Raw genomic sequence first — 20,419 nt, 5'->3', positions numbered from 1 at the left:
ATATTTTAATTTTAACAACATTTGTCTCCGGCTTGTATAGGAGGACATTTTACAGTTCCATAGCTACAAAAAACACAACAATCTCCTTGTTTGGGTCTTAAAACTGTTTTGCACTTTTCACATTCATAAAAAAATTGACAAGCATCTGTTGGCATCATTTCATCTTTTATATGTCCGCATTTTGGGCAAGTTAAAGTTGATTTTAGCTCCACTGATTTTCCGTTATATATGGTGCAGGTTTCACAATTACGCTCCACTTTATTACAGTAATAATTAATTCCAGTCGCGATTAGTAGTCCAAACATACCAATGTAAATATGGTGAAAATCACTACTGGAATAATATCCATATAAAATGACTGCTCCACTTGGGATGGCAAACAATAGAGGATAAAGTTTGTGATGCTTTCTGTAAGAAATAATCAAACCTGCAATTGATATTAAAATCATTACCTGAAATATCCACATTGTCCATCCACCAAATAATTCGAAACTCCCTAATCCGAAAGCAGAAGCTATGAATGCAAAAAGGGGAAAACAGCATGGAGAAAATAATGCCGTGAAGAAAAGTCCAAGTGTACCTAATTTATCTATGTTATTGTTTAACTTCATTTTTAATTTTGTAAGAATTGTTTATTATTAGGGTATTCGTTATTTTCAAGCGTATTTATCCAGTTGATTACTTCTTGTTTTTGATTATTGGAAAGTATTGCGTTTTTATGAATCAAAGTGTATGAAGCCAATGGCATATCATCTCCCTTGATTTCTTTACTAATAGCTTTCAATTTGCTGTTTTGTTTACGTTTTGAATAATTTCCAAATTCATTAAAGTTCAATTCCTCTTTGCCTTCATTTATATGGCTATCCATAAAAAATCGAACGGGCTGAATGTTTGAATACCAAGGATAATTGGTATTATTGCTGTGACAATCATAACAAGAGGTTCGTAATATTGATTCTACATTTTTAGGAACCGGATATATTTTTGAAAAATCAGCAGTATAATCCTGCTCTAACATAATGTTTTGAGCAGGTCGATAGAATTGCATCAGCAAAAAAATAATTAACCCGATAAAAAATATTTTTTTTAAGATTATTTTCATCTTAGAACTCATTTCTCACAGAACCGCAGGTAAGCATTTCTGAACCAAAATAGGGGTTTTTGATTTCCATTACTTCGCTTATCCAAATGGCTCCTTTACCTTCATCGGCCATTGGGCAGAAATCCTGATACAATTTTTGTTCTGTTCCAAAGGTTTTTATCAAATCGTTGATGTCTTTACTCAATAAAACGAAATGTTCTCTTTGATGCGCTATATTTCCGGCATTACCTCCAATATGCTCGGCGTGTTCTTTTACATCATCGGCAATATCCATATAAGTTTTCATCTGCTCGCCAGACAATTTTTTCATGTCAATTTTTCCCAAAGTCACCACCATTGCTTTTCCTGCATCAGCTGTAGCATTGGAATCGTCTTTAGTTAAAGCATTTTTCAAAGACAAATAATCCGTTACAATTTCTTTAATGGAAAAAGAATTTGAATTGACTTTTACAGTTGCAGTTTCAGGTGTATTTGTCGAAGTATTGACTGTTTCTACTTCTTTGTTTTGTTTACAAGAAACCAAGATGAATGATATTGCTATAGCAGAAAGAATTATATTTTTCATTTTATTAATTTTAAGTTGTTGAAATATTTAAAGTTGTCCTATTTTTTCGGCTCTTCTTTTTGGGTCATTGCCATACCGCATTTAGGGCATTTGCCTGGTTCATCAGATAAGCTTCCATCCATTGGGCAAACATATTTTGTCACAATTTTACTTGTGGGTTGACTTCCTTTTAAAGGATGTGTATCAACTTTTACTTTTACCGTCTCCATTCCACATTTAGCACATGGCCCAGGTTTATCAGAAGTTGTGCCGTCCTTTGAGCAAACATATTTTGTTACCATTTTGCTTGTAGGCTGGCTCCCTTTTTGCGGGTGCAAATCAACTTTTTCAGTGGTTTTTACCATTGCCATTGCACATTTAGAACATTTCCCAGGTTTGTCAGATGTTGTGCCATCCATAGGACAAACATATTTTGTCACAATTTTACTTTGAGGCTGACTTCCTTTTTGCGGGTGTAAATCAATTTTTTCGGTGGTTTTTACCAAATCCATTCCGCATGATGGACATTTACCAGAAGTTGAACTTACCTCTTGAGGATGCATAGGGCAAACGTAAATTGTTTTTTGCTCTTCCTTTTTTGTAGCGTCTTGTGCTGTTGCTACAGTAAATGCAAATAATGCACTTAATACGATAATTAAATTTTTCATTTTTTTTGATTTTGTAAACAAGGAATTTACTTCGTCGAAAGAAAAGATTCGATTTGGTGAATTTTCGTTTTGATTTAAGTTAAAATGATTTAAAAACTTAACATGTTGTTGAATATCAAATAAATAGCAATTAGCTATAAATTTAATCAAATTCAATTAACTGTTAAATAAATGATGTAAAGCAAGAATTGCTTTGAATTTGACACACCTTTGGCTGTCAAAATTGAAATTAGCCTATTTTAGGTATAAGCCATAATGAATTGAAACCTGAAGAAATGGTGGTTTCATAATCGTAAAATTTTGATTTTTTCTCTAAGAAAGAAAAATTACTGTTGTTGAATTTTATTTCGGAAAAAATTGCGCTAGATTGAGTTGAAGTAGTTACACAATTTGAATGGCCACATTTTCCATTGCAACCATCGTGGTTCTTATTTTTTGAATGACTGTCTTTTTTACAACAATCTTTATTGCAACAATCCTTATTACAGGTTTCAGATGTAATCTCTTTTTTGGAAGAATGCTTTGTTGAACTATTTTCACATGCCAAAGAAATACTGGGCATCAGTAAGAAGCCAAATAATATAATTAGGTATGTGAAAAATTTATTCATTTTTACTTTTCTTATTTCATACCAAATTTAATCAATTTATATCGGTTTGTTCCTAATAACGTGTTAAAAATGCAGAATAAACAAATCAAATAAGGATGTTTTTAATTATAAACATCCTTGTTTAAATCGGTTTTAAAACTTCATTCTTTGAATCCGAACTGCATTTAAAATTGCCAATAAGGCAACTCCAACATCTGCAAAGACGGCTTCCCACATTGTGGCTAATCCTCCAGCACCAAGAGTAAGTACAATTACTTTTACGGCAAAGGCCAAACCAATGTTTTGATAGACAATTTGTTTAGTTTTTTTACCGATGTTTATCGCTGTAAATATTTTATAAGGCTGGTCATTTTGTATTACAATATCAGCAGTCTCAATAGTGGCATCACTGCCTAAACCTCCCATTGCAATTCCTGCATCGGCAAGGGCAACTACTGGCGCATCGTTTACGCCATCGCCAACAAACGCAATTTTTAAGTTTTGAGATTTTAATTCCTCAACTTTTTCAACTTTGTTTTCAGGTAGCAAATCACCGAATGCTTGGTCGATATTCAATTCTTTGGCCACAGCATCAACAACAGCTTGTTTATCGCCTGAAAGCATCACTGTTTTTACATTTATTCTATGCAGACTTTCGATAGCTTGTTTGGCATCTTCTTTGATTTCATCGGCAATTAGAAAGTAACCTGCATATTTTTGATTGATGGCAATAACGATTATTGTAAATGGTGTATTGTCAATTTCTGCATCGTAACTGATGTTGAATTTCTTCATCAGTTTTACATTTCCTGCAAGGATTTCATTTCCATCTACTTTCCCTTTTAGTCCGTGTCCTGCGATTTCTTCCACATCGGTAACGGTTACATTTTTTTCAGCACCTTTGGCATATTCAATAATAGCAGTTCCCACGGGATGGGTTGATTTGGTTTCGAGAGCCGATGCATATTTTATTAGATCAGTTTCGGGAACATCAACGGCTACTACTTTTTGAACTTTGAAAACCCCTTTGGTCAGCGTTCCAGTTTTATCCATCACAACTACTTGAATGGAAGCCATTATATCCAGAAAACTTGAGCCCTTAAATAATATTCCGTTTTTACTGGCTGAACCAATTCCACCAAAATATCCTAAAGGAATTGAAATTACTAATGCACAAGGACAGGAAATAACCAAGAAAACTAATGCTCTGTATAACCAGTCTCTAAATACATAATTTTCGACAAATAGCATTGGAACTAAGCAAATTCCGATTGCCAAAAACACAACTATTGGCGTATATATTTTAGCAAATTTTCGAATGAATAGTTCTGTTGGTGCTTTTTTGGCAGTTGCGTCTTGAACCATTTCCAAGATTTTCGAGAGTTTACTATCAGAATAAGCAGTTGTAACCTCCACCTGAGTAACTGTATTTAGATTAATCATCCCGGCAAGAACAGTTTCCCCTTTTTGTTTTGTATCTGGTTTACTTTCACCTGTTAAAGCAGATGTGTTTAAGGAAGCATTGTCTGAAAGTAATTTTCCGTCAAGGGCTAATTTTTCCCCAGGTTTTAATTGGATGATTTCGCCAATAGTAATTTCGGATGCTTTTTTATCAATAGTATTTCCATCTTTGATTACTGTAGCGTTATCCGGTCTTTGATCCAATAATAATTTGATGTTGCTTTTTGCTCTTTGAACGGCTAGCATTTGGAATATTTCGCCAATAGCATAAAACAGCATTACAGCAACGCCTTCGGGATATTCTCCAATGGCAAATGCTCCAATAGTGGCAATTACCATTAATAAAAATTCTGAAAAGATTTCGCCTTTAAGTATGCTTTCAACCGCTTCCTTTATAACCGGAAAACCCACAGGTACATACGCTATTGCATACCAAGCAATACGAACCCATCCTGTGAACCAAGATTGAGGAAAATAGTTATCAAAACCAATGGCAATGACTAATAGTGCAAAACTTATTATTGCCGGCAGGAACATTTGAAAAGTAGACTTTCCTTCGGTTGAAGAATCGTGATCGTGTCCATCATCATCTGAATGATTTTCATTATCAGTACAACAGCAACCTGTTTGTTTGTCGGTTTTGTGATTTATTTTTTCTTCCAATGTGCAACAAAGCTGTTTGCCGTTTGCATCGTATGTGTGCTGGTGTTTCATATTGTTTCAATTATTATTCTTCGTGTTCTCCGCCACCTTTCATAGCTGACAGTAAATAAAACGAGCCTTTTACTACAATTTTTGCATCAGCAGGAATTGCTTCAACAAATTTCACTTCGGTATAACCTAAATCGGTTGTTCCTGGTATAACTTCTATCGCTTTGAAATGTACTTCGTTGTGTCCTTCTTCTTCAGAATGAGCTTCGCCTTCTTTATGTTCGTCTGCTTCTGTTTTTTTAGCTGTGTCTTTTTCTTCGTGATCCTCTTGAATATAGACAAAGTACTTATCTCCATTTTTTACTACTGCTTCTTTTGGCAGGGCAGGAACGGTTGAGTTTTTAATACTAATATTGGCAGAAACATACATTCCGGAAATTAAATCCTTAGAATCAGCTGGATTTATTTTGGCGTGAACGGCAACGGTTTTACTATCATTTGAAAATGATTTATTGATGCCGAATATTTTTCCTTTGATGGATTTGTTTCCTTGGTTTGTCAAAATAAAATCAATAGTCTGACCAACAGAAATAGATCCTAAATCTTTTTCATATACATCCAAATCCAAGTGCATCTGGGTGTTATCAACCACTTCAAAAAGAGTTACTCCTGTTTCTGCAAATGCTCCTTTGGCAATACTAATTTTCCCAACGTAACCTGATATTGGTGAAACTATCGGCACTAAACTTGAACCGCTAGTATTCATATTCAATGCCTGTAATTTGCTCTTTGATGCCTTGGCTCTTGCTCTTTCAACAGCAAGTTTTGCTTTTACTTCCTGTAGCACTTTTTTCGGATTTACATCTTCGTCGCTCAATGTTTTCTGGCGATTGTATTCTAATTGCAGGTATTCGATATTGGCAACAGCTGAATTATAATCTTCCTGCATTTCAACCACTTCCAAATTTTGAATGGTTGCCAATACTTTTCCTTTGTTTACAAAAGTGCCTTCCAAAACCAAAATATCTTTAACCGTTCCGCCAATTAAGGTTGAAATATTAGCCATATTTTGTGGTGGAACTGTTGTGTACCCGTTGGCTTTTATCACTAAATTAAGATTCCTGCTTTCTAAGGAACCCGTTTCAATACCAACTGTTTTAAATTGTACAGCGGTTAAGGCCACCTCATTTTCAGATTTTTCTTCTTCGTGATCCGCTTCTTCGGTTTTCTTTTCTCCACAAGAGGAAAGAAGTATGAGGCACGAAGCAAGGAGTAAGAGTGTGGTTTTAATCTTGATATTTGAAAATGTATTTATAATTAAATTCTTCATTTTAAGAAATTTTATTTGTTGGGAATAGATGGGAATTGCAATTGAATTGCACTTTGATTATAGGCATTTGTAGCTTCGGCATTTTGTTTTTTGATGTCAATAGCCTGATTCAAAAAACTGATATACGACCAATAGCTCATATCACCATTAGCGTAACTTTTTTGAGCCGTTGTAATAATTTGTTCGGCATATTGCAAACCTTCCTTCTGATAATAATCTAAAGCTTTTTGTTGCTTATCGAAATTATTTTTCAATTCCTGCATTTGCAATTTCAAAGCCATTTTATTTTTATCTAATTCTAATTGTGATTGCGAAATGCTGATGTCAGATGCTTTGGCTTTGGCCGAATTTACACCTCCAAATAAAGGGATTTGCAGACCTGCGGTAAATCCCTGAAAATAAGATTTGGTATCAATCGTTTGTCCAAAATATCCCAAACCTAATTTTGGTGTTCGCAATGCTTTATAAGTATTGGCTTCCTTTTCATAGACCGAAATTTGCTGTGTATAGTAATCGGTTACTAAAGCATCTACTTTTGCCTGGTTTTCATTCGATTGTATTGCAAACTGCATCGGTGTTGCACTGTCGGGCACAATATTTTCTTCGGTTTGAATAAAAAACTGCAATTGTTTTTGATAGATAGCCAAGTCATATTCCAGCTGTTCTTGCTGTGTTTCTATTTCTTTTGACTTTGCTTTGGCACTGATTACTTCAATTTTTCCACTTTCACCCGTTTCAAAACGAAGCTGGGCATTCTTTAGGAATTTTGAATAAATCCCTAACAAATCTGTATTTAGTTTTTGAATAGAAACACCATACAAATATTGGTAGTAGGCGATTGTTACTGCTTTTTCTATTTCATATTCTGACAATGCTTTTCGCTTTTCGGCTAGTTTTACCAATTCTTCCTGCAGTTGTCGGTTGGCTTTTGTAATTCTTCCAATGGGAAAATACTGTTGCACCGAAATATTATGATCATAGTCGACGCTATTGAATTGTCCGCCCTCGTATTGTACCTGCAAAGGATCGGCTTGAAATGCTGTCTTTTTCAGAACGGTTTGTTTCTCAATTTCCTTATCGGCAATTTTCAAATCGATGTTATTGGTTTTTGCCATTTCAATTGCTTTTTGCAAGGTAATAGGCTGGCTATTTTGAGCAAAAGAAAAACTGCTTATCAATAAAATAATTAGGGTAACGATTGGCGTTTTCATTTCTTTTCTTCCTTTAATTCCTTTTTCAAACAATAAATATAGAATCGGCAAAACGATTAACGTTAGTAATGTGGCTGATAATAATCCTCCAATAACAACCGTTGCCAATGGTTTTTGAACTTCGGCTCCACCGCTTGTTGACAATGCCATCGGCATAAATCCTAATGAGGCTACGGAAGCTGTCATTAAAACAGGTCGTAACCGTGTTTTCGTACCAATTAAAACTCTTTGCAACGGATCGGTTATTCCCTCTGCTTTAAGCTGATTGAAATATGAAATCAAAACAATTCCGTTCAATACTGCAATTCCAAATAAGGCTATGAATCCAATTCCTGCTGAAATACTAAACGGCATTCCCCGCATCCAGAGCGCAAAAACACCACCAATGGCCGATAGCGGAATGGCAGTAAATATTAATACTGCTTGTTTGATACTATTGAAAGTAAAAAACAATAAAACCATTATTAATCCTAATGCAATGGGTAACGCAACAGAAAGTCTTTTAGTAGCTTCAATTAAGTTTTCGAATTGTCCGCCATAGGTGACATAATAGCCCGCAGGAAGTTTGAAATCTTTATCAAGTTTAGCTTGAATTTCTTCCACAACACTTTTAATATCTCTACCGCGTACGTTTAACCCAACGGTAATTCTACGTCTACCATCCTCACGAGAAACCTGAACAGGGCCCTGCTCATAAGAAACTGTTGCTACTTGCGAAAGCGGTACTTGTTGTCCGTTTGGCAATGGAATAAATAGGTTACTCACATCGGTAATATCTGTTCGACTGGATGCATCCATTCGCACTACTACGTCAAATCGTTTGCTTTCTTCATAAATTTTACCGGCACTTTCTCCTGCAAATGAAGAACGGATGATTTGGTTAATGTCGGTAATGTTCAAGCCATACAAGGCAATCTTATTGTAATCGTATTTTACGGTAATCTGCGGTAACCCCGTTACTTTATCTGCTTTTAAATCACCAATGCCTTCAATGTTTTTTACTTTCGAAATCAATTCGTTTGCTTTAGCATCTAAAACTTCTAAATCATCCCCGAATATTTTAATAGCTATATCACTTCGGCTTCCTGATATTAATTCGTTGAAACGCATTTGAATTGGCTGTGAAATTTCGATATTTGCGCCTGGAATAGCTTCCATTTCTTCTTTCATTGCATTGGCTAAATCTTCCCAGTTGTCATAATTGCCAGTCCATTCGCTTTTGTCTTTTAACACAATGATTAAATCGGCACTTTCAATAGGCATTGGGTCGGTTGGAATTTCTCCACTTCCAATTTTGGCCACTATGGTTTTGATTTCGGGAAATTTCGCTTTTAGAATTTTTTCGTATTCTGTGGTTGTTTTTACCATTTGCGAAAGCGAACTTCCCGACATAATGGTAACATTAAGGGCTAAATCTCCTTCTTCAATTGTTGGAATGAATTCGCCACCCATATTTTGAAAAATTACTATTGCCAATACGAATAATCCAAGTGAAATTGCCAAAACAGCTTTCTTTAAACGCAACGTTTTCTCTAAAAAAGGAGTATATATTCCTTCGAACCAAGCCATCATTCTATCGCTAAAATTATCTTTGTGTTCTGTATTTTTTGATAAGAACATTGCGCTCATCATTGGCACATACGTTAGTGATAAAATAAATGCTCCAATTACTGCAAATCCTACTGTCATTGCCATTGGTTTGAACATTTTTCCTTCTGTCCCAACTAAAGCCAAGATTGGTAAATACACGATTAGGATAATGATTTCCCCAAAGGTTGCGCTATTTCTGATTTTTGAAGCTGATTTATATACTTCGCTATCCATTTCTTCTTGGGTTAAATCCTTTTGTCTTTTGAGTTTTTGTAAATGATGCATTGTGGCTTCAACAATAATTACTGCCCCATCGACAATAATTCCAAAATCGATTGCCCCTAAACTCATTAGATTTCCGCTTACTCCAAAATAATTCATTAGAATTACAGCAAAAAGCATCGCCAATGGAATTACAGAAGCAACAATTAAGCCCGCACGAAGATTTCCTAGAAATAAGATCAATACAAAAATTACAATTAATGCTCCTTCAAGTAAATTTCTAGTCACTGTACCAATAGCATTATCGACCAATTTACCTCTGTCAATAAAAGCTTCGGCAACAACACCTTCAGGTAAGGTTTTATTGATTTGTATCATTTTTTCTTTTACCCTTTCGTTTACGACTTTTGAATTTTCGCCTTTGAGCATAAGCGCCATTCCACAAACTATTTCGCCTTTACCGTCTTTAGTAGAAGCGCCGTAGCGTAAAGCCTCTCCTTCTCGAACTTCGGCTACATTTCGAATTAAAATAGGTGCGCCTTTTTTATTGGTAACAACTATGTTTTCTAAATCCTTGATGCCTGTTGCCATACCAACACCACGAATGAAGTAAGCATACTGGTCTTTTTCAATATAAGCACCACCTGTGTTTTGATTGTTTTTTTCGAGTGCATCAAAAATATCAGTAATGGTTATTCCTAAACTGTTCAGCCTATTAGGATTAATAGCCACTTCATATTGTTTTAATTTTCCTCCCCAAGAACTGATATCCGCGACACCTTCAACGCCTTGTAACTGTGGAATGATAATCCAATCTTGAATCGTTCGTAATTTTACGGCATCGTATTTATCTTCATAGCCTTTTTTAGCATATACATCATATTGGTATATTTCCCCAAGACCAGTTGAAATTGGTGCCAATTCTGGTGAACCTGCATATTTAGGTATGTTTTCTTCAGCTTGCTTTAAGCGTTGAAAAATTTGCTCTCTTGCCCAATATATATCGACATCGTCTTTAAAGACAACAGTAACCACAGACAATCCGAAACGAGAGATACTTCTCAATTCAATTACTTTTGGAATCGTTTTTACTGCTTGTTCGAGTGGATAGGTAATTAATTGTTCTACTTCCTGACTTGCCAATGTAGGTGCAGTAGTAATAATTTGCACTTGATTATTAGTGATATCCGGCAAGGCATCCAGTGGTAAATTTTTAATAGAATAACTTCCCCAAGCGATTAACACAAGGGTAAATAAAAGTATAATGAACTTGTTCTTTATACTAAATTGTATGATTTTGTCTAACATCGAAATATTATAATGAATTTAGAAATTAGCAAATAGAATATTTGCCATTATTTGTGATAAGGTCACAATTTTCTAACCCGAATCCCGATAGCCATCGGGACGGGCATCATTATGCTATTTGAGGCGGTTGCCAAATACTTCCGTAGAAATTGGAAGAAAAAATTGACTTATAGGTAGTTGGCAAAGATATTTTGATCACATTAGTAACTATTGGCAAATCAGTTGCGATTATAGGAAAATAGGTTACCACATGTGTGCTACAGCAATTACACGCACAAAAAGGGGAACATAAATCGATTTGCCCATTATGTGGATGACTGTCATTATTCGAAGCAATTTCGGCTGACAAATGAGAAACGCGACTTCCTTCCATATCAGTACAGGGCATACAGGAAAGTGCCAAAATGATAACTGATAAAATGGTGTTTAGAAGTTTCACGACTGTAAAAATAGAATATTTATAATTATAATTAAAAAATTATTTATAATGGTTATTAATTATTTGTGATATAATTGAAGTGGTGGTTTTTATTTTCATGGATCCGTTGTGTGATTTGGGTTTTGAGTTTTCGTATTTCAACTATCCTTAGGAATGAAAAATGGGTTGTGAGTTGGGTAATTTCTCAAACTTATATGGGTTTATTAATTTTAATTTAGCGTTTATCACTTGCTACTTTATCAAATGCAATTAAATTGAATATTTATTCAAGCTTTCATATTGTTTTTTAGGAGTTCATGAATGTTCAACCTCATCGCTTATCTTTGTTTTTCAATCAAAAGCGATGAAGTTAAACATGTATTCACTTTTTTATATTGTTTTTTTTTGAGTTCATGAATATTTAACCTTATCTCTTGTCTTTTGTTTCTCTATCAAATGCGATGAGGTTGAACATTTGCCTCATTCGGGATCGTACTCGGTCACCATAACAAGCTTCGAGTTCTGAAGCCGAAAGATTGGTGGTTACGTGGGTTAGGGATTTTTCGTGGATAAACGAATCATAACGGCTGAGGATTATTTCGGCCATTACATTACACTCGTTTCCGAAATGTTTGATTTGCTTTTCGGTGCCCAGGTCATCAAAACAGAAAGTATTGAGTTTGATTTGTTTGTATTCTTTTTTGGTGAAGGGAAATAAAGCATCATATCCATTTGTAGCAAATTCAAATGCTATGTCTCTACACGGTTTTATTTTGTAACTGTAGCTTGAAGAACAGAAATAATTAAGCAGGAACATCAATGAGGTTTTGCCACATCCAACGGGGCCCGACAATATGATTCCTTTGTTTGGATTTAGATTCAATTTTATAGTTGAAGCATGGTCTCGAATGGCATAAGTAATTAGCTTGTGTATAACCGGTAAGTCCTCATCGTAAATTTTGAATTGGGTGCCAAAGTGGTAATGCCCAATGTTTTGTAAAGCCACTAAGCATTTGTCGAAGTCGTACATTTTGACACCATTTTTTACCGCAAATGTTTTTTGAATTTCACTATAAGGGTTCATCGTATTTCTTTTGGTTGGACGTCTTTAAATTCCCTGGTACTGGATTTGATATTGCCATTTTACGTGGCTGAAAAGTTTGCAGGTTTAAAATCCAATTATTGGCCGAAGCTTGCCAATCGTACATTTTGGATTTTCCTCCCACTAACCAACCATTGCTTTGGAAGTGATTGAAAAAACGCTCTGCTTCGATTTCTTCGGTTTGTTGCGAAATGAAATATAATTTTACATCCTCCAGTTTTGGAGGAATGCTTTGCGTTATTTCTTTTTGCCACCCTTTTTTAATTTGATTTTTATCGGATTCGGCGAATGTTGAAAACATTTCTTTTTTTTCGCGCAACTTTTTTTTCTCCTTTTCGAATGGTATAAATTTTTCAAATTCTAAAATATCACTATTTGAATTTTTTTCTTGCACGTTCCCGTTTTCAATGTTTAAATCGTTTGTATTGTTTGTATTGTTTATATAAGATACCAGTGCTTGTCTAGGAGTTGGCAATGTACTTGTCTTGCGCTTGTTCACTACTTGTTCAATAAGATGTTCAGTGGGTGGTTCATTTTTTGATCTTCTTTGTTCTTTCTTACTTGGTAGCTCCGGGCTAATTTCTAGGTTGTTGACATAGACTAAACTTCCTCTGAATGGATTGTTTGAAGGCTCATATTTTATGTATCCTTTTGCGTTTAATTCGTTAATGCATTTATGGTATGTCCCTTTTGCATATATTTTACTAATCCGCATCATTTCATTTCTGGTAATGCTAATTGGATTTTGAAAACGGTTGACATTCCATGTTTGAAATAATGCCATATACAAACTAACATGAGAAGGATTAAATTCGGTATCGTAGATTATTTTTTGAAAAAATCCAGATAGGTGTTTGATATAGTTCATATTAATTATTTGAAAAGTTATAAATTATTTGAAAAGTGTCAATTTCGACGATTTTTTATTTCGCTCCAGCATTTTATTGATATCGTCTTGGTCATAATAGATAGTTCCACCAATTTTGGTAAAGGTTAATGTTCCATTTATTCTCAGGTTTTGTAAGGTGCCAGGTGACATGGTCAACAGTTCAAGGACTTCTTTGGATTTGAGCCATTTCTGTTTGTTTTGTGGATTTGCAATTACCAGTTGTGAAATTGCAGATAGTAATTCAGTTTTGAATTGATTTAAGTCTTCTTTTGTAAGTACTTCGATTGCCATAGTTTTAATGTTTAGTAATTAATAATGGCAAATAGAATTAATTTTGATACACCAAAACAGTTGCAAAAGGGTTGCAACCCCCAACAAAGTACAGTAAACACTAAAAAAAATAATTAGTATTTTATTTATATTCTGCTAAAATGGCTTGGAATAGGGGTATTTGTTTAAATTTGTGCGACAATAAAATAATTGAGTGTTTACTCAATACATATAGCGAAAGTTAAGTAGAGCCACAGAAAACCGCCAAAAGATTCTAAATCAGCTCACGAATTAACTGTTCGCCTACGCAATGCGTGGGCTCTGTTAATCGTGTGCTGTGGGTGCTTGGCGGTACCTCTGTGGCTGATGATAGATGTCCCACGCAGGTTGTTTTTGCAACTTTGTACTGCCGAATTATTTTTATGATAACAAGTTTAGAATTTACTCCAAGCACCGAATTATTGACTTTTATGAAGCTAAATAATCTTAAGACTTTAGCGGAATTATTAACTATTTCGGATGAAGACTTACTTAAAATGCATGGTTTTGGATACCGTATTTTAAAGGAAATATTACAGCTTCGCAAAATTTAAAAGGTTTTCAATTTTTTTATTTACAGCTTCAGTTGTACTTGTCTCTGCATCATAAAATTTATTTCGCAAACTGTCATATGAGATTGCTTCTATTGCGTCTGTTTTAATAATCTGTATTGCTATCTGGAGGACGTCTTTGATTTTTTTATTTTTTATTAAGCCTGATTTAATCATTAAACTAATAGCATAGCCTAATTGTTCTACAGAAAGGTCAAGATGTATTTTTGTTTGATTTCCATTACACTCATTATGAAGTTCTATCTTTTTTGTGAGTTCCCTTTTTCTTGATAAGAACTCAATTTCCTCTTCGAGCCAGGTATAAATTTGAAATTTTATTTCGGGAAGATTTTCTTTGTATGAAACTCCATGCTTGTTTTTAGATTGGTTATAAAATTTTAAATAATGAAACATCAATTCTAATCTCTCAATTTCGGTATCGCAATTATTAAACTCATTTTTTAAAATAGAAGTCATATAATCGAAAAAGGTAAACATATTGACTTCCATTTCTATCAACCAAGTGCACCATTCCAATTGCGCTATTCCGTTTGGATTTTGGTATATAAATTTTGCAATATCAGTTACATATTTTTTGGAGTAATTGTATTTGTAATAGCTGATTTTTTCATGGGCATGTAAATTAGTTAGCTTTAATAATGGTTCGAAGATTATTTGCAGTAATTTTTTTTCGACAACCATTGATAGCAATGAATTACGGACGTAATCTAATTTAGAAGCTATTTCGACTTCATCTATTAAAACAGTTCTATAAGGAACCATAGATTTGTCATTTAAATATTCCATGTATTCCCTTTCCAGGAATACAAGCAGTTTTTCCAAATGGGAAAATTGACATTTTAAACAATCTATTTTATCGAAATTGTTGGAGTATTGATAAAGCTCTTTTTTGGTTTTAGGTTCTATATGCTTTATCAATAAATGCAATTGACATTCCAAAGCCAATTGAATTTTATTGATAAAGTGTTCAATTTTTACGTTTGACTTATACTTAAATACTTGTTCTTTTATTGCCCGTTTTATGTTGAGGTTTTCATTTTTTAAAACTTGATGAATATAGTATAAGTGACGTTCTATGACTGGTATTTCGCTTATAGAGCATTTTTCATAAACATAAAATTTATTTGGACATTCAAGATGCTTTGCAATGGAGATACTTTCACCAGTAAATTTGATTATTGATTTTAATACTGGAATATAGTCCACAAATTCATTGAAATGAAAAATACATTTCAATTCTAATTCTTGAACTTGTGGATGCAAGGAATGAAACGTTTGACAAATTTTTAAATTGTCAGTGCTTTTATTTTTATTAATTTCAATTTCAAAAATACGGTATGATTTTTTTTCATTGACACTAAGTTCTTCAAAAATGGTTTTATTTGAATTGGTAATTGGAGAAATTGTTTGACGAAAGACTACATCATAACATTCAAGTAAATAGGATATTTTCATAAAGGGGCACTAAAAATTCTATAGTTTAAATACTAATTCTCGTTTTGTAGAATGTAAATTTGTATTTGGAATTTTTAGTCATTTAATATCAATTGTGGTTAATTGATGTTAAATTTTTGCGCAAGGTATAATTTAATTTGTAATTATCTTACAAATAATTTAACATTTTAATAATCATTAGTTAACAGATTTTAAATTTTCACCTATTGTAATATTTGAAAATTTATCTTTTAGAATTTTCATATCCTCACCGACTTTTTTATCCAAGACTTTTGCATAATGTTGAGTAGTACGCAAATTTTTATGGCCAAGCATTTTGCTAACAGATTCAATAGGCACTCCGTTTGTCAATGTAATTGTTGTAGCAAAAGTGTGTCTGGCGATATGGAAAGTTAGTTCTTTGTTGATTTTACAAACTGTAGCAATCTCTTTTAAATAGGCATTCATTTTTTGATTGCTTAATATAGGAAGTAATCGATCTTCATTAATTGACTGCGGATGATTTTCATATTTTTCAATGATCATTTGTGTTACCGGAAGTATTGGGATTTTTGAAGCTGATTCTGTTTTTTGTCTGTGTGTAAATATCCACTTTTCACCGTCTATTCCATGGCTAATATGTGATTTGGTAAGATTCTTTACATCAATGTAAGCAAGTCCGGTAAAACAGCTAAAAAGGAAGATATCACGAACTAATGAAAGCCTGTCGATTCCAAAATCTTTATTGATTATTTCTTGGATTTCATCATCTGAAAGGTATACTCTTTCCACTTCTTTTACTTTTGATTTATAGTTCGCAAAAGGATTTCTCTCAATCCAGTGATTAGCCAGACAGATTTTAATAATCTTATTGAAGTTCTTGATGTATTTTACTGCTGTGTTGTTGGCGCAATTGCGAACGCTTCTTAAATAGAATTCAAAATCTGTAATAAAGGCATGATCAATTTTTATGATATCGACATCCGATACATTGTATTTCCACAACAGAAAGTCTTTAGTATGCTTTAACGAAGTTTCATAGCGTTCGAATGTTCCTGAAGCGTATTCCTTTCCGATCAGTGCTTTAATTTTATTATTGTGATCCTGGAAGATTGGGATGAGCGTTCGGGTTCTTTCTTTTGTACCAAGTAATCTATTTTTAAATTCTTCGATAGTAAATGAAGCTCCATCTTTTAAAAGTTCGTATTGAATTTCATTTATTTTGTTTTTTATAAAATCGAGTAGACTATTTATTGAACGAGCTTCTTCCGAATTACCTTTCATTCTGCTCGTGTTTGATGACCATTTGGCTGGATCAATAAATTTTTTAGTGCTGTACTCTAATCTTTTTCCGTCTACAGTCAACCTAACATAAATTGGAAATAAGCCTAATGAATTGCTCTTTGTTGATTTAGCATAAAAATGCAGGGTGGTTTTTGTTTTCATTTGGTAACCTTTAAATTATACAATTAAGTTATAATAAGGTTTGTCTATTTACAAGATGTTCAAAAAATGATAGTGCTTACAACGGGGTTGCAACCCCCTGCTAAATCAGGTGATTCAGTTTTACAGCTAATCAATTTGCGAGACCCAATATTTTGATTTTTTAGGGTCTCGATTTTGCTCCTTGAAATTTGATAAAGAATGTATAATTTGAAAGTTCATTAAAAGAAAAAACCCCGAAAATCATAAGATTTTGGGGGTTTTGATACCTTTTGAAAGTAATTCTGCAGAGAGGAAGGGATTCGAACCCTCGATACAGTTACCCATATACTAGCTTTCCAGGCTAGCTCCTTCAACCACTCGGACACCTCTCTATTATTTTGGTGTGCAAAGAACATTAAAAAAAATGAATTTCGGAAATAAAAAAATCAATATTATTGCATTTCTCCCCTTAAAGAAGTTTCGAATACATTTTTGAAGTCTGATGTAGCTATATTTTGCCCCAATAAATACATTAATTTGGTAATTGCGGCTTCCGTAGTAATATCTTTCCCTGAAATAATTCCCAGTTTTTTCATGGTTGTACTTGTTTCATAATGTCCCATGCTCACACTGCCTATCGAACATTGCGTAACATTTACAATATGTAAACCTCTATTTATTGCATTTTGCAAAAGTGCCAAAAACCAATCTTCCGTGGGTGCATTTCCTGCGCCATAAGTTTCGAGCACAATCCCTTTTAAACTATCAATATTCAAAATGGCAGAGAGTACTGTTTCACTTATTCCCGGAAACATTTTGATGATCGCTACATTATTATCCAAATGCATGTGAACCTTTAAAGAAGCTCCATCATTTGAAGGCAAAAACAATTCCGAATTTATTTTTAAATGCACTCCAGACTCTACCAAGAAAGGATAATTAGGAGAAATAAATGCCCTGAAATGTTCAGCATTTATTTTGACTGTTCTATTGCCACGGTATAATTTGTATTCAAAATAGAGACAAACCTCTTTAATTAACGGTTGGTCATTTTCTTGTAAAGAAGCAATTTGAATCGCTGTAATTAAATTTTCTTTAGCATCGGTTCTCAAATCCCCAATAGGTAATTGGGAGCCCGTAAAAATGATAGGTTTTGAAAGATTTTCGAGCATAAAACTCAATGCCGAAGCTGAATACGACATGGTATCAGACCCATGAAGCACTACAAAACCATCAAAATTTGCGTAATTATTTTCGATAGTACGAGCGATTTCGGCCCAATGCTCAGGGTTCATATTCGACGAATCAATAGGATTTTCAAATGAAAAAGTATCTATTTCGCAATCCAGTAATTTTAACTCGGGAATATTATGGAGGAGTTTGCTAAAATTAAAAGCCTTAAGCGCTCCCGTTTCAAAATCCTTTCTCATACCAATTGTTCCACCGGTATAAATCAAAAGAATTTTGGATTTAGAGTTCATCGACATATTTCAATTTATTGACAACTGGATTCGCATACATATCCAAAAACCCTTGTTTGGCAACTGGATGTTCATGATCAATTCTCATCTCCAAACGTCGCTCAAAAAGCAATTTTTCATTTTCGGTATACAAATGAGAAAATCGATTCGAACAGTTCAAAATATCGTAAGCAATAAAGTTAGTTGTCCACAATTTGTAATTACTCAAAATGGAGTCGTCTATTACTTGTGCCAATGCTTGTACTTGCTTATTAGTAGTATCTACATTTTTAATAATCTCATCGATTTCGGTATCGATAACATCGCCTATATGTATATGAATTCTTTTCTTTTGACCAATGATTCCACTCAACAATGTTTTGAAATCTTCATTTTTTTCTTTGATGTAAATTTCATTATTTGCTTCAGCCAATAACTGTGGCATTTTCAAAGCATCAGTCGGGTCATATTCGTATGAAATAGAAACTGGAACAATTTTAATTTTCTTAAAGTAGTCCATTATATTAGGCTCATCAGATCCCATGGCAATCATTTTCAAAACCCCAGGATTTGTTTCGTCATTTCCGTCTTTGGTTCTTCCCTCGCGTTGCGCAATCCAAACTGAACGATTTTCGTGCAACAATAACTGGGCCATATACTCAGAAAGTAATTTGGAACTTACCAATAATTCTCTTGGTGATAATCCACGCAGAACCAAAAAGTTTCTGTTTAGTTTCGCTAGTATTTTTAAAAATGATTTTTTGACCAAATTGTCTCCGATAGCCGATGAAGTCATATCCAATCCATGCTCGAACAGACAAGAATTCAACAATGTTGTATCTAAAACTATATCTCTATGATTGGAAACAAAAAGGTAAGAAGTATTTTGTTCTAATTTTTCAAAACCCGATGTGGTTAAGCCTTCCGAGCTTTTCTCCAACACCTGTTGCACTCCATAATAAATAAAGTTGCATTGAAAATCACGAATAGAATGAGTTTTGCGAAGTTGCTCTTTCCAAATTTCATCTTCTGTCCCAGGAAAACAAAAGTTCATTAAAGCTTTCATCATCGGATGATCAATAACTTTTATTATTCCTTCGTTTATTTCGGAATCATAAAAAGACCGAATCGCATCAAATTTATTCATTGTTGGTTTTCAATTTAGTTGGACAAAAGAACAAAAAAAATATTAAAGTTACAGAAAATCGACATTAAATACCGAATATTTCTGCAGAATTATCGGTCGTTACAGCTGCTATCTCATTTGCCGAAAGGCCATAAATCTGAGCTAATTTATCCACAACATTTATTAAATAGCTGCTTTCGTTGCGTTTGCCACGATAAGGAATTGGAGCCAAATAAGGAGAATCCGTTTCCAAAACAATATGCTTTAAATCGATTTTATTCAAAAATTGATCTATTTTTCCGTTTTTAAAAGTAACCACTCCTCCTATTCCCAATTTCATATTATAGGATATCGCTTGTAAAGCCTGCTCATAAGTTCCAGAGAAACAGTGAAAAATTCCAAATAATTCTGGTGATTTCTCTTCTTCCAGAATTTCGAATATTTCATCAAAAGCCTCACGACAATGAATGACTATCGGAAGTTTATATCTTTTGGCTAACTGGATTTGTTTTCTAAATGCGATTTGTTGTTCGGGTAAATGCGTTTTATCCCAATATAAATCAATCCCTATTTCACCAATAGCAACAAACTTTCTTTTGGCCAATTCGGTTTCAACATGCTGCAATTCCTCCAAATAATTATCCTTTACATAAGTAGGATGCAACCCCATCATCAAGAATACATTATCAGGATAATTACGCTCCAAATCATACATACTTTGTGTACAAGTCGAATCTATCGCTGGAACAAAAAAGCGTGTAACGCCATTATCAATTGCTCGTTGCATCATTTCGCTTCTGTCCAAATCAAATTCTTCTGAATATAAATGGGTGTGGGTATCGGTAAGTATTGCCTTTGTTTCCAAGTGTAAAATTTAATGTTGCAAAATTACTCTAAAAAGCGGGCTTTCCAAAAAAATGGGGTTTCATAAAGCTCTATCAGAATTTTTACAGACCAAATAATGAAACATAACTGGTATAACACTATTTTTACTTTACAATAGCAATC

At 33.8% G+C, this 20,419-nt stretch carries 18 protein-coding genes, 1 tRNA gene and 1 pseudogene; 1 reads left to right on the top strand and 19 read right to left on the bottom strand.

Annotated features, from left to right (window positions below):
• Positions 1–11: 11 nt before the first annotated feature.
• The 13 genes and pseudogenes from J2W95_RS10180 to J2W95_RS10120 all read right to left on the bottom strand — a co-directional run bounded on the left by J2W95_RS10180 (position 12) and on the right by J2W95_RS10120 (position 13,376).
• The gene (locus J2W95_RS10180; RefSeq protein ID WP_310006866.1) at positions 12–212 is read right to left on the bottom strand and encodes a GDCCVxC domain-containing (seleno)protein; all 201 of its coding nucleotides are present in this window, start codon (positions 210–212) and stop codon (positions 12–14) included.
• A gap of 69 nt (positions 213–281) precedes the next feature.
• Positions 282–611 (bottom strand): annotated as a pseudogene (locus J2W95_RS10175) (MerC domain-containing protein); the annotation flags it as partial.
• 2 nt (positions 612–613) lie between these two features.
• Complete coding sequence (locus J2W95_RS10170; RefSeq protein WP_310006575.1) at positions 614–1,102, bottom strand: heme-binding domain-containing protein; 489 nt, start codon at positions 1,100–1,102, stop codon at positions 614–616.
• Position 1,103: 1 nt separating this feature from the next.
• The gene (locus tag J2W95_RS10165) at positions 1,104–1,667 is read right to left on the bottom strand and encodes a DUF3347 domain-containing protein (RefSeq protein ID WP_310006574.1); all 564 of its coding nucleotides are present in this window, start codon (positions 1,665–1,667) and stop codon (positions 1,104–1,106) included.
• A 38-nt stretch (positions 1,668–1,705) separates the two neighbouring features.
• The gene (locus tag J2W95_RS10160; RefSeq protein WP_310006572.1) at positions 1,706–2,314 is read right to left on the bottom strand and encodes a heavy metal-binding domain-containing protein; all 609 of its coding nucleotides are present in this window, start codon (positions 2,312–2,314) and stop codon (positions 1,706–1,708) included.
• Between the two features lie 229 nt (positions 2,315–2,543).
• A complete protein-coding gene (locus J2W95_RS10155; protein WP_310006570.1) occupies positions 2,544–2,924 on the bottom strand; it encodes a hypothetical protein in 381 nt (126 codons plus the stop codon).
• Positions 2,925–3,056: 132 nt separating this feature from the next.
• Positions 3,057–5,078 carry a heavy metal translocating P-type ATPase gene (locus tag J2W95_RS10150; protein ID WP_310006568.1) on the bottom strand — a complete coding sequence of 674 codons (2,022 nt, stop codon included), beginning with the start codon at positions 5,076–5,078 and terminating at the stop codon, positions 3,057–3,059.
• A 13-nt stretch (positions 5,079–5,091) separates the two neighbouring features.
• A complete protein-coding gene (locus J2W95_RS10145; RefSeq protein ID WP_310006566.1) occupies positions 5,092–6,345 on the bottom strand; it encodes an efflux RND transporter periplasmic adaptor subunit in 1,254 nt (417 codons plus the stop codon).
• A gap of 11 nt (positions 6,346–6,356) precedes the next feature.
• Positions 6,357–10,676 carry a CusA/CzcA family heavy metal efflux RND transporter gene (locus tag J2W95_RS10140; RefSeq protein WP_310006564.1) on the bottom strand — a complete coding sequence of 1,440 codons (4,320 nt, stop codon included), beginning with the start codon at positions 10,674–10,676 and terminating at the stop codon, positions 6,357–6,359.
• Positions 10,677–10,785: 109 nt separating this feature from the next.
• Positions 10,786–11,115: a DUF6660 family protein gene (locus tag J2W95_RS10135; protein ID WP_310006562.1), complete on the bottom strand. Its 330-nt coding sequence runs from the start codon at positions 11,113–11,115 to the stop codon at positions 10,786–10,788.
• A gap of 406 nt (positions 11,116–11,521) precedes the next feature.
• Entirely contained in the window at positions 11,522–12,178 is a 657-nt protein-coding gene (locus tag J2W95_RS10130) for a P-loop NTPase family protein (protein WP_310006560.1), read from the bottom strand.
• Entirely contained in the window at positions 12,165–13,064 is a 900-nt protein-coding gene (locus tag J2W95_RS10125; RefSeq protein ID WP_310006558.1) for a transcriptional regulator, read from the bottom strand. The genes J2W95_RS10130 and J2W95_RS10125 overlap by 14 nt, the downstream gene beginning before the upstream one ends.
• 24 nt (positions 13,065–13,088) lie before the next feature.
• The gene (locus J2W95_RS10120) at positions 13,089–13,376 is read right to left on the bottom strand and encodes a helix-turn-helix domain-containing protein (protein ID WP_310006556.1); all 288 of its coding nucleotides are present in this window, start codon (positions 13,374–13,376) and stop codon (positions 13,089–13,091) included.
• Between the two features lie 401 nt (positions 13,377–13,777).
• Here J2W95_RS10120 and J2W95_RS10115 point away from each other — a divergent pair, with 401 nt between their 5' ends.
• Entirely contained in the window at positions 13,778–13,948 is a 171-nt protein-coding gene (locus J2W95_RS10115) for a DNA-directed RNA polymerase subunit alpha C-terminal domain-containing protein (protein WP_310006553.1), read from the top strand.
• Here J2W95_RS10115 and J2W95_RS10110 read toward each other — a convergent pair.
• The 6 genes from J2W95_RS10110 to J2W95_RS10085 form a co-directional block, all read right to left on the bottom strand.
• Positions 13,928–15,421: a hypothetical protein gene (locus J2W95_RS10110; RefSeq protein ID WP_310006551.1), complete on the bottom strand. Its 1,494-nt coding sequence runs from the start codon at positions 15,419–15,421 to the stop codon at positions 13,928–13,930. The two genes, J2W95_RS10115 and J2W95_RS10110, sit on opposite strands and share 21 nt — an antisense overlap.
• Positions 15,422–15,598: 177 nt before the next feature.
• The gene (locus J2W95_RS10105; protein WP_310006549.1) at positions 15,599–16,846 is read right to left on the bottom strand and encodes a site-specific integrase; all 1,248 of its coding nucleotides are present in this window, start codon (positions 16,844–16,846) and stop codon (positions 15,599–15,601) included.
• Positions 16,847–17,130: 284 nt separating this feature from the next.
• Positions 17,131–17,217, bottom strand: a tRNA-Ser gene (locus tag J2W95_RS10100).
• A gap of 60 nt (positions 17,218–17,277) precedes the next feature.
• Positions 17,278–18,306 carry an asparaginase gene (locus tag J2W95_RS10095; protein ID WP_310006547.1) on the bottom strand — a complete coding sequence of 343 codons (1,029 nt, stop codon included), beginning with the start codon at positions 18,304–18,306 and terminating at the stop codon, positions 17,278–17,280.
• On the bottom strand, positions 18,296–19,432 hold the full coding sequence (locus tag J2W95_RS10090) for a 1-acyl-sn-glycerol-3-phosphate acyltransferase (protein WP_310006545.1): 1,137 nt from the start codon (positions 19,430–19,432) through the stop codon (positions 18,296–18,298). The genes J2W95_RS10095 and J2W95_RS10090 overlap by 11 nt, the downstream gene beginning before the upstream one ends.
• 64 nt (positions 19,433–19,496) lie before the next feature.
• A complete protein-coding gene (locus tag J2W95_RS10085; protein ID WP_310006543.1) occupies positions 19,497–20,276 on the bottom strand; it encodes a TatD family hydrolase in 780 nt (259 codons plus the stop codon).
• Positions 20,277–20,419: the final 143 nt, after the last annotated feature.

The organism is Flavobacterium granuli (assembly GCF_031456055.1).
Classification (GTDB): domain Bacteria; phylum Bacteroidota; class Bacteroidia; order Flavobacteriales; family Flavobacteriaceae; genus Flavobacterium; species Flavobacterium granuli_A.
This window is presented reverse-complemented; position numbering and strand designations above follow the sequence as displayed.